The 15,311-nt window shown below is 70.2% G+C and carries 11 protein-coding genes; 5 read left to right on the top strand and 6 right to left on the bottom strand.

Annotation, left to right across the window (positions count from 1 at the left end):
- Positions 1 to 48: 48 nt before the first annotated feature.
- Positions 49 to 765, bottom strand: coding sequence for an HNH endonuclease family protein (locus NWFMUON74_RS29625; RefSeq protein WP_425300463.1), 717 nt, complete (start codon positions 763 to 765; stop codon positions 49 to 51).
- Between the two features lie 338 nt (positions 766 to 1,103).
- Positions 1,104 to 1,376: a hypothetical protein gene (locus tag NWFMUON74_RS29620; RefSeq protein ID WP_187685014.1), complete on the bottom strand. Its 273-nt coding sequence runs from the start codon at positions 1,374 to 1,376 to the stop codon at positions 1,104 to 1,106.
- Between the two features lie 189 nt (positions 1,377 to 1,565).
- Here NWFMUON74_RS29620 and NWFMUON74_RS29615 point away from each other — a divergent pair, with 189 nt between their 5' ends.
- Genes NWFMUON74_RS29615 through NWFMUON74_RS29605 form a run of 3 tightly spaced genes read left to right on the top strand, consistent with a single transcriptional unit; the run spans position 1,566 to position 6,002 of the window.
- Positions 1,566 to 4,415: a DEAD/DEAH box helicase gene (locus tag NWFMUON74_RS29615; protein ID WP_187685013.1), complete on the top strand. Its 2,850-nt coding sequence runs from the start codon at positions 1,566 to 1,568 to the stop codon at positions 4,413 to 4,415.
- 13 nt (positions 4,416 to 4,428) lie between these two features.
- Positions 4,429 to 5,199, top strand: coding sequence for an SWIM zinc finger family protein (locus NWFMUON74_RS29610; protein ID WP_187685012.1), 771 nt, complete (start codon positions 4,429 to 4,431; stop codon positions 5,197 to 5,199).
- 5 nt (positions 5,200 to 5,204) lie between these two features.
- Positions 5,205 to 6,002 carry a helical backbone metal receptor gene (locus NWFMUON74_RS29605; RefSeq protein ID WP_187685011.1) on the top strand — a complete coding sequence of 266 codons (798 nt, stop codon included), beginning with the start codon at positions 5,205 to 5,207 and terminating at the stop codon, positions 6,000 to 6,002.
- On the opposite strand, the gene NWFMUON74_RS29600 is transcribed toward NWFMUON74_RS29605, so the two are convergent.
- The 3 genes from NWFMUON74_RS29600 to icmF all read right to left on the bottom strand — a co-directional run bounded on the left by NWFMUON74_RS29600 (position 5,957) and on the right by icmF (position 12,034).
- Positions 5,957 to 7,474 (bottom strand): flavin-containing monooxygenase, encoded by a 1,518-nt coding sequence (locus NWFMUON74_RS29600; RefSeq protein WP_187685010.1) that lies wholly within the window; start codon positions 7,472 to 7,474, stop codon positions 5,957 to 5,959. The genes NWFMUON74_RS29605 and NWFMUON74_RS29600 overlap by 46 nt on opposite strands.
- Positions 7,475 to 7,629: 155 nt before the next feature.
- The gene (locus tag NWFMUON74_RS29595; RefSeq protein WP_187685009.1) at positions 7,630 to 8,715 is read right to left on the bottom strand and encodes an amidohydrolase family protein; all 1,086 of its coding nucleotides are present in this window, start codon (positions 8,713 to 8,715) and stop codon (positions 7,630 to 7,632) included.
- 82 nt (positions 8,716 to 8,797) lie between these two features.
- Entirely contained in the window at positions 8,798 to 12,034 is a 3,237-nt protein-coding gene (icmF, locus tag NWFMUON74_RS29590; protein ID WP_187685008.1) for a fused isobutyryl-CoA mutase/GTPase IcmF, read from the bottom strand.
- A 197-nt stretch (positions 12,035 to 12,231) separates the two neighbouring features.
- Between icmF and NWFMUON74_RS29585 the strand changes: the two genes are divergently transcribed.
- A complete protein-coding gene (locus tag NWFMUON74_RS29585) occupies positions 12,232 to 13,293 on the top strand; it encodes an enoyl-CoA hydratase/isomerase family protein (RefSeq protein ID WP_187685007.1) in 1,062 nt (353 codons plus the stop codon).
- A 117-nt stretch (positions 13,294 to 13,410) separates the two neighbouring features.
- On the top strand, positions 13,411 to 14,187 hold the full coding sequence (locus NWFMUON74_RS29580) for an enoyl-CoA hydratase (protein ID WP_187685006.1): 777 nt from the start codon (positions 13,411 to 13,413) through the stop codon (positions 14,185 to 14,187).
- Here NWFMUON74_RS29580 and NWFMUON74_RS29575 read toward each other — a convergent pair whose 3' ends face one another.
- Positions 14,188 to 15,246 carry an acetate and sugar kinases/Hsc70/actin family protein gene (locus NWFMUON74_RS29575; protein WP_232110673.1) on the bottom strand — a complete coding sequence of 353 codons (1,059 nt, stop codon included), beginning with the start codon at positions 15,244 to 15,246 and terminating at the stop codon, positions 14,188 to 14,190. It lies immediately after the preceding gene.
- Positions 15,247 to 15,311: the final 65 nt, after the last annotated feature.

Below are 15,311 nucleotides of genomic sequence, written 5' to 3'. Positions count from 1 at the left end.
TGCGGTGCCGATCGTCGCATCCAGGTCTCCGGTACGGCGGTTGATCTCTCACGGGCAGTTTCGGGCGACCCGGTGCAGGGCCGCGCGGTCGGCGGTGGTGATGGGCAGGTCGTATCTGGCTGCGACGGTGAGGTATTTGCCCGCGTAGAAGCAGCGGTAGGGGCGGGCGGGTGGCAGCCAGTCGGCGGGGGTGCGGTCGCCCTTGTCCTCGTTGGTGGGACCGTCGACGGCGAGCAGGTTGAAGTCGAGGTCGTTGGCGAACCGGAGGCGTTGGGGCAGAGGCCAATTCGCCGCGCCCATGTCCCAGGCGGCGGCCAGTGGATAGACGTGATCGATCTGTACCGCCCGCGCCCGGGCCTTGTCGAAAACGATGCGCTTGCCGGTGTACGGGTCCTGCAGGACACCGGCCACCACCACGCAGTCGCGGGTGCCGGGGCGGTGGCGCACCTCGCGCAGTTGCCGGGTGAGCACGCTGTTGCGGGAATCGCAGCCGTCGTGCCCGCCGGGACCGTCGTGGTCGTCGGACCAGGCCGCGCCGAAGACGCAGCCCTCCCCGGCGCGGCATCCGCGCTGATACCCGCCGGGGTGGGCGCGCTTGTCGACCACCCGCACCACCGCGAGCAACCCCTCCAACTGCGCTCGCGTGGGGCTGCCCGGGGCGGGTGGATCGCCCGGCAGGATCGAACAGCCCGCCACCAGTACTCCGACAGCCGCCACCACGACGGCCACCGCCGCCACCCATCCGCCGCGCCCTCCCCATCGCACGAAGCCAGGTCTACACCCGGCCACCGACAGGAAACACGGCACGCCCGCGTAGACAGATCGCACCGTAGATCACGGCAACGTCCGCGCCGCCCAGGTCGGCACCGCAGAATCACGGCAGCGTTCGCGCCGTGCAGGTCGGCGCTGTGGAGATCGCGGCAGCGTTCGCGCCGTGCAGGTCGGCGCTGTGGAGATCGCGGCAGCGTCCGCGCCGCCCAGGTCGGCAGCAGAATCACGGCAGCGTCCGCGTCGCCCAGTTCGGCACCGTAGGAATCAAGGCGACGTCCGTGTCGACAGGTCGACATCGGTGGTGGCGGCGGGGATCGCGTCGCCGCGCCGGATCACGACTTCCAGGGGAGGCAGCCCGCCGCCCGGAGCCGGGTCGCCAGGCCGGACCCCACGACGGCGCTCGAACCGTTTCCGGCGGTGAGAGCGAGGAGCAGGTCCAGGCCGAGGCCCGCGCCGAGCGAGCAGCCCAGCAGGTTGATGTCGATCGAGATGATCTCGTCGGGGCCGCTGGGTGCGGGTTCGTCGGCGGCCGCGGGTTGGGTGGCCGCCGCGATGGTCGCGAGGGTCAGGGCCGCGGCGACGACTCCGGCTTTGCTGGGTCGCACGTATCCTCCTAGTGCGCGCCGGGTGGCGTGGTTCTCGTCCCGGTCGATGCGGTCGCGTGCTCCCGTCGTCCGGGTCGACGGGGCGCTGCCTATTCGTAGCCGGACAGCTGTCGGCGGAAACACCGTTTTCCGCGCACGGCGCGGCGGGACGCGGCGAGCCGTGTCGGTGGCGGCTGATTGGATGGATGGATGCTGCACGGGTTGTGGACTCCGGGAGCGGGGCTGGTGCTGTGGCGCCACCCCGAACCCGGCGCGCCCGATGCGCCATCGGAGCTGCCAGATCCGCTGGGTGCGATGGTCGCGAGCGCGCGGTTCCGGCACCGGGCACAGGTGCTGATCGCCGGCGTCACGGGCCCGGAACTCACCGAGGTGCGGGCGCACGCGTTGACCCCGTCGGCCGCCGCCGACGTGCTGCTGCAGCGGTTGCCCGCCCATCTGGTCGCCGCCGACCTGCGTTTCCTCGCGCACGTGGCGCACGGCATCGACCGATGGGTCCGGGCCGGGCGGGTGGTGCCCGAACTCCGTCGCGACGACGGCGCGTGGTGGGTACGCTGGCGGCTGGTCGGCGGGCAGCGGCAGCGCGCCTGGCTGGCCGAGCTGGCCGCCGCGATGCCGCCCGCGCTGCGCGTCGGCGCCCGTCCGTCCGCCGTGCTGGAGAACATGGTGGGCGAACTGACCGATCCGGTCGCCCGCGCGCAGCTGGCCGGTCCGGTCGCCCGCGCGCAGCCGGCCGCGGCGAAGCACACGCACCCATTGGTGGCGGCCCTGACCGAGGACGTACCGCTGGAGTCCGGATCGCATCGGGTGTCGGCGGCGCTGGAGGAGTGGCGCACCAGCCTCACCCTCGGCGAGCCGGAGCTGGTGCTGCGCCTGCTGGAGCCCGAGGACGACCCCGAGACGGGCGAGGCGGACGCCGACGCGCTCTGGCGGCTCGAGGTGTGCCTGCGCGCGGAAGGCGAAGCGCCACAGCCGGTTCCGATCCAGGGCGACCCGGGGCATTTGAAACTCACGACGGAGAAGGTGGCCGCGGCGGTCCAGGCGTACCCGATGCTGCGCGAACTCCCGCGCGACCCGGGCGGGCTGGATTTCCTGCTGCCGACCGCGGTGGTCCAGGACCTGGTGGCGCACGGCGCGCACGCGCTGCACGCGGCCGGTGTGCAATTGCTGCTGCCGCGGGCGTGGCGAATCGTCGCACCGAGCATGCGGCTGGCCGTGCAGAGCCCGGCCGCCACCGAGACCGCGGTCGGCCTGAGCGGGCTGGTGTCCTACCGCTGGGAATTGGCGCTCGGCGACACCGTGCTGACCCCGGCCGAGATGGCGCGGCTGGTGCGGTCCAAATCGGATCTGGTGCGGCTGCGCGGGCAGTGGGTCCAGGCCGACCACCGGGCGCTGGCCGCCGCCGCGGCCTACCTGGAGGGCCGCACCTCCGACACGACGGGCACGCTCACCGATCTGCTCGCCCAGATCGCCACCACCGAGGTGAAGGACGTGCCGATCGAGCAGGTGCGGGCCACCGGCTGGGCGGCCGGGCTGCTGGAGTCCACCCGCGCCGCCGAGCCCGTCGACCCGCCCGCCGGGCTGAAGGCCGAGTTGCGGCCGTATCAGCTGCGCGGCCTGTCCTGGCTGGCCACGATGCACCGGTACGGCTGCGGCGGCATCCTGGCCGACGATATGGGCCTGGGTAAGACGGTGCAGGTGCTCGCCCTGCTGCTGCACGAAAGAGAAACCGCGGCAAGGGATTCCGCGCCCGGCCCGACCTTGCTGGTGTGCCCGATGTCGGTGGTCGGCAACTGGCAGCGCGAGGCCGAGCGTTTCGCGCCCGAGCTGCGCGTGCTGGTGCATCACGGCGCGGCCCGCCGCTCCGGAGCGAAACTCGATGCGGCCGTGGCGGATTCGGATCTGGTGATCACGACCTACGCCCTGCTGGCCCGCGATGTCGAGGAACTGAACCGGCAGCCGTGGGAGCGGGTGGTGCTCGACGAGGCGCAGCACATCAAGAACGCCAACACGCGCCAGTCCCGCGCGGCGCGGCACATTCCGGCGCGACAACGCCTGGCGCTCACCGGAACCCCGGTGGAGAACCGGCTGGAGGAACTGCGCTCGATCCTCGACTTCGCCGCGCCGAATCTGCTGGGCAAGGCCTCGCAGTTCCACGCCCGCTTCGCCGTGCCGATCGAGCGCGAGCACGACGAGAACGCGATCACCCGGTTGCGCACGGTCACCGCGCCGTTCGTGCTGCGCCGGGTCAAGACCGATCCGGCGGTGATCTCGGACCTGCCCGACAAGATCGAGATGACGGTGCGTGCCAATCTCACCGTGGAGCAGGCCGCGCTGTACCAGGCCGTCGTCGACGACATGATGGCGAAACTGAAGCAGTCCGAGAACATTCAGCGCAAGGGCGTGGTGCTCGCGGCGCTGACCCGGCTCAAGCAGGTGTGCAATCACCCCGCGCATTTCCTGGGCGACGGCTCGGCGGTGCTGCGGCGCGGGCAGCACCGCTCGGGCAAGCTGGCGCTGGTGGAGGACGTGCTGGAGGCGGTGCTCGCCGACGGCGAGAAGGCGTTGCTGTTCACCCAGTTCCGCGAGTTCGGCGAGCTGATCGAGCCCTACCTGACCGAGCGGTTCGGCACTCGGATCCCGTTCCTGCACGGCGGCGTGCCCAAGAAGCGGCGCGACGCGATGGTCGAGAATTTCCAGAGCGCCGACGGGCCGCCGCTGATGTTGCTGTCGCTCAAGGCCGGTGGCACCGGATTGAACCTCACCGCCGCCAATCACGTGGTGCACCTGGACCGCTGGTGGAATCCGGCGGTGGAGAACCAGGCCACCGACCGCGCCTTCCGGATCGGCCAGCGCCGCGACGTCCAGGTGCGCAAGCTCGTCTGCGTCGACACCATCGAGGAGCGCATCGACGACATGATCAGCGGCAAACAGGAATTGGCCGATCTGACCGTCGGCACCGGCGAGAACTGGATCACCGAATTCAGCGACGACGAGATCCAGCGGCTGTTCACACTCGGGTCCGAGGCGGTGGGCGAGTGAGCGGGGCGGCGGCATGAGTGAGTTCACCGATTACAGCCGGTACGGCAAGCGCCGCCCGGTGCGCGGCGGTGTGGAGCCGCGCAGCCGGCGTGGGTCGTTCGCGCGCACCTGGTGGGGCCGGTCGTTCATCGAGTCGGTCGAGCAGGTCGCCGACGCGGGGCGGCTGACGCGCGGGCGCACCTACGCCCGGTCCGGGCAGGTGGTGACCTATCACGTCGAGCCCGGCACGGTGACGGCCGAGGTGCAGGGCAGCCAGCCCCGCCCGTTCACCTCGGTCCTCACGCTGCGGCAACTGCGCGACGAGCGGCTGGACGAACTGATCGACCTGGTTCGCGACACCCCCGGCATGCTCGTCCAGCTGGCCTCGGGCGTCCTGCCGCAGGAACTCGGCCCGCTGCTGCTGCCGACCACCGCCGCCGAGCTCGACTTCGGCTGCAGCTGCCCGGATTCCGGCTGGCCGTGCAAGCATGTGGCCGCGGTCTGCTACATCGTCGCCGAACGCCTCGACGCCGAGCCGTCGATCATGCTCACGCTGCGCGGCCTGGAACTGGACACCCTGATCAGCGGCGTCCAGAACGATGCGGGCACGACCGTCTCCGACGACCTGTACGGCGAGAACATCACGCTGCCCGACCTCCCGCGGCCGGAGTTCCGCCCCGCCCTCGACGATCTGGATCCGGTTCCGTTGCGCCGCGCGCTGCGCATGACCGCCGAGGACGAGCGCACCGCCGAGGCCGGGCTGCGGGAACTGCGCGACCGCTACCGGGCGCTGGGGCGGGGGTAGCGCCGATGACCGCCGGCGATATCCCGCGCGACGATCTCGGTGCGGCAGTGCCGCTGCCCGCCACGGTGCGCCGCGTCGTCTCGCTGGTGCCGTCGCTCACCGAGGCCATCGCGGCGACCTGCCCGCAGCGGCTGACAGCGGCCACCGAATGGTGCACCCACCCTGCGGATCTCGCGGTGGAACGGGTCCGCGGGACGAAGAACCCGAATGTCCGGCGCATCGTCGACCTGGCCCCGGACCTGGTGGTGTGCAACCAGGAGGAGAACCGGCTCATCGACGTGGACCGCCTGCGCGCGGCCGGAATCCCGGTGTGGGTGACCAGGATCGAGACCGTACCGGAGGCGTTCACGGCCATGACCCGGCTGTTCGAGCTGGCGCTCGGCGTCGACTCGCCCGCCTGGTTGCGCGCGGCCGAGCGGGTCTGGGCCGCGCCCGCGCCGGAACCGTTGCGCGACACGGTGATCCCGGTGTGGCGCGATCCGTGGATGGTGGTCGGCCGCGACACCTTCACCGGCGACCTGGCTCGCCGGCTCGGCCTGCGGCTCGTGCACGCCGGCCGGGACGAGCGCTATCCCACGGTGTCCGGACCGGAGCTGACCGCCGGTGTCGAACTGGCCGTCCTGCCCGACGAGCCGTACGTCTTCACCGCAACCGACGGCCCCGAAGCCTTTCCTGGCATTCCGGTGGCGCTGGTGTCCGGCCGCAACCTCACCTGGTATGGCCCGTCGCTGGTCACCGCGCGAGCCGAACTCACCGCTCAGCTGGCCCGGGCGTCCGTTGTGGTTCCCGACTCGAATCGGTAGTCGCCGAGGTCGAAATGCGCTGCCCGCCAGGCGGCCTCGACGGTGCTCATCGGGCGCAGCGGCACGTCGCCGTTCTTGTCGAAGTAGTAGCTGTTGGCCAGCGTGCAGCTGTCCTGCCAGAACACCTGTCCGGCACGGCGGTCCAGCATCTCGCGGAAGTACCGCTCGTTGGCCGCGCGGGTCACCTCCACCCGGGTGGCCCGCTTACGCCGGGCGTGCCGCAGTAGTCGCAGGATGTGGTGGGTCTGCATCTCGATGAGCGTGAAGTACGACGATCCGTTGTAGCCGTAGGGGCCGATGATGGAGAAGAAGTTCGGGAAGCCCGGCACGCTGACGCCCTCGTAGGCCTGCAGGCGGTTCTCGTCCCACCATTTCTCGAGGTCCAGCCCGTCGACGCCGCGCAGCGCGAAGGTGGGCATGTTCCCCGCCTCCATCACCTTGAAGCCGGTCGCCAGGATCAGCACATCGGCCTCGTGGGTGACGCCGGTACTCGTGCGCACGCCGGTCGGGGTGATCTCGGCGATCGGGTCGGTCTCGAGCACCACATTGTCGCGATTGAAGGTCGCCAGGTACTCGTTGGAGAAGCCGGGCCGCTTGCAGCCGAGCGCATAGCGCGGGGTGAGCTTGTCGCGGATCGCCGGATCGCGCACCTGCTTGCGCAGGTGCGCCCGCCCGCTGCGCTCGCCGAGCTTGGCCAGCGGCAGCGTCGAGTAGTAGTGCGCCGACAGCGGAAAGGTCAGTTCGACGAACGCCTGGCTCGCCAGCCGCGCCAGCGACGGCCCGCCCGGGAGGCGCCGCAGCGCCCACCGCACCGGCGGCGGCAGCGCCGCGTCCGGGCGCGGCAGGCACCAGATCGGCGTGCGCTGGAACACCACCAGCCGCTCGACGTCCGGCGCGATCGACGGGATCACCTGTATCGCGGAGGCCCCGGTGCCGATGATCGCGACGCGTGTGCCGCGCAGGTCAGCGGAATGGTCCCAGCGGGAGGTGTGCATGGTGCGGCCCGCGAATGTTTCCACACCGGGAATGTCGGGGAGTTTGGGCCGGGTGAGCACGCCGGTGGCCGCGATGACATAGCGTGCGGTGAGTTCGTCGCCGTCGGTGGTGCGCAACCGCCACAGGTTGCCGCCCGCGTCGAAGTCGGCCTCGGAGATGGTGGTGCGGAAGCGGATCCGCGGCCGCAGCCCGTACTTGTCGGTGCAGTGCTCGGCGTAGGCCGCGAGTTCCCGGCCGGGCGCGTAGACCCGCGACCACTGCGCGCTCTTCTCGAACGAGAACTGGTAGCTGAACGACGGAATGTCCACGGCGATACCGGGATAGGTATTCCAGTGCCAGGTGCCGCCCACCCCATCGGCGTCGTCGACGATCAGGAAGTCCTCGAATCCGTCCTCGCGCAACTTGATCGCCGCGCCGATCCCGGAGAACCCGGCCCCGACGATGATCACCTCGTAGTCCGCCGCCTGCTCGCTCATGGACCCTCCTGCCACCATCGGCCGCTTCCCCCAATTAGGCCACGAGCCCCCGCACCGGCGCTACCGCCCGGAAACCGGCCACCAGTGGCGCACCTGCGACATGACCGGTCAGGCGGCGGCCGATGCTCGGCGTCGCAGTGCGCAACGTCATCCGGTCAGGTCAGCAGCTCGGCGTCGATGCCGTACACCCGCTGGGCGTTGCCGCGGAAGATCTGCTCGAGTTCCGCCGCGCCGCCACCGTGGTCGGCGAGCACGTCGACCACCACGCGGGCGCTGTTGGCGACGCTGGTGATCGGCTTGTCCACCGGGAAATTCGAGCCCCAGATCAGGCGCTGCGCGCCGAAGACGTCCAAGGCGTGGTGCAGCAGCGGCGCGGCGCGCTCCAGCAGCTCCGGCACCGGAGTCGGGTTGCCGCGCACCGGGACCGGATGGCCGAGGATGGGCATGGCCATCCCGCTCACCTTGGCCACCACGTTCGGGTGGGCGGCGAGCGTGGCGATGTCGTCGCGCCACCGGACGAACAGGTCGCGCCGCACCCCGGGATTGGCGCCGGTGTGCTTGCCGACCGGGCCGAAGATCCCCGCGGGCGTGCCGAGATGGTCGAGCACGACGGTCACCTCGGGATAGCGCTGCGCCAGCGCGGTCACCTCCGGCAGCTGATGGGAGTACACCCAGGCGTCGAAGGACAGGCCGCGCTCGGCCAGCACCGCGAACCCGTCGAGGAACGCCTTCGTGGTGAGCGCGCCCGGCGCCGGGCAGAACGAGCGCACGCCCGGGTCCGGGTGGTGCGCCACCATCGTCCGGATCCCGCGAAACAGCGACGACGCCGACTGATGCGCATCGATCAGCGCCGCGAAACCCTCGGCCGCGGGATCGCCGCTGCCGACGATCGCGCCCAGGGCCGGCGTGTCGACGCCGAAGGGCAGGCTCGCCACCCAGCGCGTCTCGTCGGCCTTGGCCGCCGGCGCCTTGCCCGCCCACTCGACCTCCACGTGCACCAGCGCCTCGACCGGCACGGCGCCCAGATCGGCCCGGTAGTCGGCGGGCAGATACGGCCGCACATAGATATCGGGATCCCCGACGAACTCGCGATCGCGCCGCGGCGCCAGCCGGGCCGCGACGTCGATCGACATCGGGACGTAGCGGAACACCTTGGCCAGCAGGCTGAAATCACGCGGCGTCGTCAGCGGATCCCACTGATGGACGTGCGCGTCCACGACGCTGATACCCGCCAGGTCCATATCGCCCCTTCCACCTCGCCAGCCGTGCGACCAGGCCGATTGTCACACGCGGCGACCGGCGATCGCGGGAGATCGCCGGGTTTCACACATTGCGGCGATACTGCCCGCCCACGGTGAAGAAGGTGTCGGTGATCTGCTGCAGCGTGCACACCCGTGCCGCGTCCATCAGGACTTCGAAGACGTTGTCGTCGCCGCGGGCGGCCGCCTCCAGCCGGGCCAGCGCCGCGTGCGCCTCGTCGCGGTGCCGGTCCTGGTAGTCGCGGGTGCGCCGCAGCTGCGACTGTTTCTCCTGCTCGGTGCCGCGCGCGAGCTCGAGCACCTGATGCTCCTCGCCGTGCGGGTTGCGGAAGGTGTTGACCCCGATGATCGGCAGGCTGCCGTCGTGTTTGCGGTGCTCGTACAGCATGGACTCGTCCTGGATGCGGCCGCGCTGGTAACCGGTCTCCATGGCGCCCAGCACGCCGCCGCGCTCGCTGATCCGCTCGAACTCGCTCAGCACGGCCTCCTCGACGAGATCGGTGAGTTCGTCGATGATGAAACTGCCCTGCAGCGGGTTCTCGTTCATCGCCAGGCCCCACTCCTTGTTGATGATCAACTGAATGGCCAGGGCCCGGCGCACCGACTCCTCGGTCGGAGTGGTGACGGCCTCGTCGTAGGCGTTGGTGTGCAGGCTGTTGCAGTTGTCGTAGAGCGCGATCAGCGCCTGCAGCGTGGTGCGAATGTCGTTGAAGCTCATCTCCTGGGCGTGCAGCGACCGCCCGGAGGTCTGGACGTGGTACTTCAGCTTCTGCGAGCGTTCGTTGGCCCCGTACTTGTCACGCATGGCGACCGCCCAGATGCGCCGCGCGACCCGGCCGATCACCGAGTACTCCGGGTCCATGCCGTTGGAGAAGAAGAACGACAGGTTGGGCGCGAAGTCGTCGATGTGCATGCCGCGTGCCAGGTACGCCTCCACGTAGGTGAAACCGTTGGACAGGGTGAAGGCCAGCTGGCTGATCGGGTTCGCCCCGGCCTCGGCGATGTGGTAGCCGGAGATCGACACCGAGTAGAAGTTGCGCACATTGTTGCGCACGAACCACTCCTGGATGTCGGACATCATGCGCAGGCTGAACTCGGTGGAGAAGATGCAGGTGTTCTGGCCCTGATCCTCCTTGAGGATGTCGGCCTGCACGGTGCCGCGCACGGTCGCCAGCGCCTTCGCCCGGATCTCGGCGGCTTCCTCGGCGGTCGGTTCGCGTCCCTCGGTCGTGGTGAAGCTCTCCACCGCCCGGTCGATCGCGGTGTTGAGGAAGAAGGCGAGGATGGTGGGCGCGGGGCCGTTGATCGTCATCGACACCGAGGTGGTGGGCGCGGTCAGGTCGAAGCCGTCGTAGAGCGCCTTCATATCGTCGAGCGTGGCGACGGAGACGCCGGAGGTGCCGACCTTGCCGTAGATGTCGGGCCGCTCGGCCGGGTCGTGGCCGTACAGGGTCACCGAATCGAAGGCGGTGGACAGGCGTTTCGCGTCCGAGTGCTCGGAGAGCACCTTGAACCGGCGGTTGGTGCGGAACGGGTCGCCCTCGCCCGCGAACATGCGCGCCGGATCCTCGTTGTCCCGCTTGAACGCGAAAACGCCTGCGGTGAACGGGAATCGGCCGGGCAGATGCTCCGAGCGCAGGAACCGCAGCAGCTCACCGTGATCGGTGAAGCGGGGCAGGGCGACGCGCGGAATCGAGCTGCCCGACAGCGAGGTCCGGCGCAGCGTGGTGCGCAGCTCGCGATCGCGCACCCGCACCACCTGCTCCTCGCCCCGGTACGACTCGGCCAGGGCAGGCCATTCTTCCAGCAGGGCAGCATTTTCCGGCGCGAGGTCGGTACGGGCGTGCTCGAGCAGCGCTGCGACGGCGGACTGTGCCTCCGTGCCGGGGGCGCCGCCCAGCTCACCCAGCACCTGCTCCAACCGCTGAACCCGTTGCGCCGCAGCGACTTGCCGCACCGTCTCGGCGTGGTAGTCACGCACCGTCTCGGCGATCTCCGCCAGGTACCGCACCCGCGACGGCGGAATGATCTGCGCGAACCGGGTGGAGGCCTTGGTATTCACCCGCGGCAGCGCACCCGGCTCGAGCGGCAGGCCCAGCTCGTGCAGCCGACCGGCCAGGTGCTGGTACAGCGCGGTCACGCCGTCGTCGTTGAAAGTGGCCGCGCTGGTACCGAATACGGGCATGTCGTCGGGGGAGGAGCCGAACGCCTCGCGGTTGCGGACCAGCTGGCGCGACACGTCGCGCAGCGCGTCGGCGGCGCCGCGGCGCTCGAACTTGTTGATCGCCACCACGTCCGCGTAGTCGAGCATGTCGATCTTCTCCAGCTGCGAGGCCGCGCCGAACTCCGGCGTCATCACGTACATGGAGAGATCGACATGGTCGGTGATCGCCGCGTCGCCCTGGCCGATGCCCGGCGTCTCCAGAATCACCAGGTCGTATCCGGCGGCCTTGCAGGCCAGGATCATCGCGTCGACATTGGTCGGCAGCTCGCGGCCGCCGCGGGTGGCCAGCGAGCGTAAGTACACGTGGTCGCCGTCGAGGGCGTTCATCCGGATGCGGTCGCCGAGCAGCGCGCCGCCGCCGCGGCGGCGCGTCGGGTCCACGGCCAGGATCGCGACGCGCAGCTTGTCCTGCTGATCCGACCGCAGCCGCCGCACGAGTTCGTCGGTGAGCGAGGACTTTCCGGAGCCGCCGGTGCCCGTGATGCCGAGCACGGGAACGGTCTTGTTCTCGGCCGCCGTAGTGATCGCCGCCAGATCGGCGGCGGGCAGCGCGTCCTGCTGCAGGCAGGTGATGGTGCGCGCCAAGGCTTTCCGCTCACCGGACAGCACCGCGTCGACCGGCGCGGGCTCCCGCGACAGATCCACGTCGCAGTCGCGGACCAGCTCGTTGATCATGCCCGGCAGCCCCAGCCGCTGCCCGTCCTCGGGGGAGAAGATCCGCACCCCCGACTCGGCCAGCCGCTTGATCTCCTCGGCGACGATCACCCCGCCACCGCCGCCGAAGATCCGCACATGCCCGGCCCCCGCCTCGCGCAGCGCCGTCGCGAGGTATTCGAAGTACTCGACGTGGCCGCCCTGATACGAGCTGACCGCCACGCCCTGCGCGTCCTCGGTGAGCACCGCGTCGACGACCTCGTGCACGGCGCGGTTGTGCCCGAGGTGGATCACCTCGGCGCCCTGCGACTGCAGGATCCGCCGCATGATGTTGATCGCCGCGTCGTGCCCGTCGAACAGCGCCGCCGAGGTCACGAAACGCACGGGATGCACGGGCGCGTGCAGAGTGGTGTGGTCGGGCATGGATTCCTCCGCCTAATGTGCTTTGGCGACCAATACTAGGACGTCAAAGTAATTCTACGGTGAGTGGGGTCACAGCGCCAGGCGGAGCCTTCGGGTGGCATAGCGCACACCTCGGCACCAGCCATAGATTTACTTGGACATCCAACTATAAGGTTGCGTACATCCGGTGGAGTCGCCCGATCGGTGATAGGAGCAGCATGAGCGACGAAGTTCTCATCGACCGGCGCGACGGCCTCGGCCTGATCACGCTGAACCGGCCCAAGGCCATCAACGCGCTGAATCACCCGATGACACTGGCCATCCTGGACGCGCTGCGGCGGTGGGCCGACGACGACGGGGTCCGCGCGGTCGTCGTGACCGGCGCGGGCGAGCGCGGCCTGTGCGCGGGCGGCGACATCGTCGCCATCTACAACGACGCCAAATTCACCGCGGGTGGCGCGGATTCGGCGTCGGCGCGGTTCTGGCGCGACGAGTACGTGCTCAACGCCTACATCGGTCGCTACCCGAAGCCGTACGTGGCCGTGATGGACGGCATCGTGATGGGCGGCGGTGTCGGGCTGTCCGGGCACGGCAGTCACCGCATCGCCACCGAGCGGTCCACGATCGGCATGCCCGAGACGGGCATCGGGTTCGTCCCGGATGTCGGCGGCACCTACCTGCTCTCGCGTACGCCCGGCGAGATCGGCACCCACGTCGCGCTCACCACGGCCCGCATGAGCGCCGGTGACGCCATCGCCGCCGGATTCGCCGACTATTACGTTCCCTCCGAACAGCTTCCGGCGTTGCTGGACGCGCTGCGCACGACCGAACCCGAGGTCGCCATCGCCAAGTTCGCCCAGCCCGCCCCGCCGTCGGTGTTGCTCGCACAGCGCGACTGGATCGACTCCTGCTACAGCGCCGACACCGTCGAGCAGATCGTCGCGCGGCTGCGGGCACACCCCGACCCGGCGGCCGGTCGGGCCGCCGCCGATCTGCTCTCGAAATCTCCGGTGGCGCTGAAGGTCACGCTGCGCTCGCTGCGCAACGCCCGCGCCGCAACCGATCTGGAGACCGCGTTGAACGCGGAATACCGGGTCTCGGTCGCGGCGCTGGCCAGCCACGATCTGGTCGAAGGCATCCGCGCGCAGGTGGTGGACAAGGATCGCGCCCCGCGCTGGCAGCCCGCCACCCTCGCCGACGTCCCGGCAGCACTGGTCGATTCCTACTTCACCGAACTCGGCGCCGACGAACTGAATCTCGTTGCGCCGCAAGGACGATGATGGTCGCCGGCGATCGTATTCGGGGGTCCGGGTCACAAGCTTCCACCAGGAGGCGGCCCACCTGGACTTCTCGGCTATCGTGACCGATATCCGCAACCGATCCGGAGAGGAACAGCTGTGACAGACTTCGAGACCATCCTGCTGGAGCGCAAGGGTCGCGTCGCCCTGATCACGCTGAACCGGCCGAAGGCGCTCAACGCGCTGAACTCGCAGGTGCTCACGGACATCACCGCGGCCCTCGACGAGTTGGAGGCCGACGACGGCATCGGCGCGGTCGTGCTCACTGGGTCGGAGAAGGCGTTCGCCGCCGGGGCCGATATCAAGGAGATGCAGGCCAAGTCCTACATGGACATGTTCCTGGGCGACCACTTCGCGGGCTGGGATCGCCTGGTGGCCTTCCGCAAGCCGATCATCGCCGCGGTCGCGGGCTACGCCCTGGGCGGCGGTTGTGAGCTGGCCATGATGTGCGACATCCTGTTCGCCGCCGACACCGCCAAATTCGGGCAGCCCGAGATCAAGCTGGGCATCATTCCCGGCATGGGCGGTTCGCAGCGGCTCACCCGCGCGGTCGGCAAGGCCAAGGCCATGGATCTCATTCTGACCGGGCGCAACATGGATGCCGAAGAGGCCGAGCGGGCCGGTCTGGTGGCTCGGGTCGTGCCCGCCGCCGATCTGGTGTCCACGGCGCTGGAAGCGGCCGAGACCATCGCGTCGATGTCGCTGCCGTCGGTGATGATCGCCAAGGAAGCCGTGGACCGCGCCTACGAGACCACGCTCACCGAGGGGCTGCGGTTCGAGCGGCGGGTGTTCCACTCGCTGTTCGCCACCGAGGATCAGCAGGAAGGCATGACCGCCTTCGTCGAGAAGCGGCCGGCGAACTTCACCAACCGCTGATCACTTGGGCGGCGTGCCCGCCACCTCGACCGGCGACGGCACGGTGCCGTGGGTGGTCGGCTGCGGGGCCTGCCGGTCGGCGGCCAGCAGGCCGGCCACCGTCGCGCCGAGGGTGATCGTGACCGCCAGCGCCGCCGCCACCTTGCGCTTGGATACCGGCGCGGAACCGGTCGGTCGCAACCGTTGCGCCGCGTATCGGACACCACGCACCCGCCGCGCCGCGGGCAGCTGCGTCGCCATCAGCACCGCGCCGCGGGCCGAGACGAACTCCGGCTCCGGGTCGTAGATCACCGGCAGATCCAGCAGCTGCGCCAGCGCGTCGCGAATGCCCAGATTGCGTGTGCAGCCGCCGAGCAGCGCGATCGACTCGGCGGGGGTACCCGTCTCCTCGATCATCTGCCGCACGAACGACACCGAATGATGGACGCCCGCGGCCACCAGTTCACTGAAATCGCTGCGGGTGAACACCATTCGCGCATCGGTCAGCGGGTCGCTGGCCGTCAGCACCGGTGTCGTGGTCAGCGCCTCCTTGTAGGCGCGGCTGGTCGGCTTGTCGATCATCACGCCGCCGTGCGCCAGCCGCCACCGCAGCAGCGCGTCGTGGCCGTCACCGCCGAGCACCGTGCTGCGCCTGGCCGCCAGGATGGCGTCGGTGCGGCAGTCGACCTCCGTGACCGTCAGGCCCGAGGCGCCCAGGTCGTAGAGGACCACCGCGCCCTCCTCCGGCAGCTGACCGCTGAACCGCAGATAACGCAACTGGGCTACCGGCTCGTCCACGATGGTGAGCCGGCTGCGGCCCGCTGTGGCGCGGATCGCGTCGGCGTGCACCGGACTGCGCGAGGTGACGGCGATACCGGTGATGAACTCGTCGCGCTCCGCCGCCGACCGGCGCATCTGGTCGATCGCCTGGAATACCGGCTCCTCGACACCGCCACCGGCGCGCCGGGGCATCGTGCAGCGATCGATGGGCGGTAGATGTGGCTGGTCGGAATGCGTGAGCATCGCGCGTGCGCCACCAGCGCCCGCCGACACCCCCAGGACCAGCACCATGGCCTCCATGGTGGACCCTCCGACCGCCGTTGGGAAGCGGGGAGCCGGAATGTCGCTGGTGGGATGCTGAACCG

The sequence above is a fragment of the Nocardia wallacei genome, assembly GCF_014466955.1.
In the GTDB taxonomy this organism is placed as follows: Bacteria; Actinomycetota; Actinomycetes; order Mycobacteriales; family Mycobacteriaceae; genus Nocardia; species Nocardia wallacei.
Note: the sequence above shows the minus strand (reverse complement) of the source record. Positions and strands in the feature narration are given on the sequence as shown.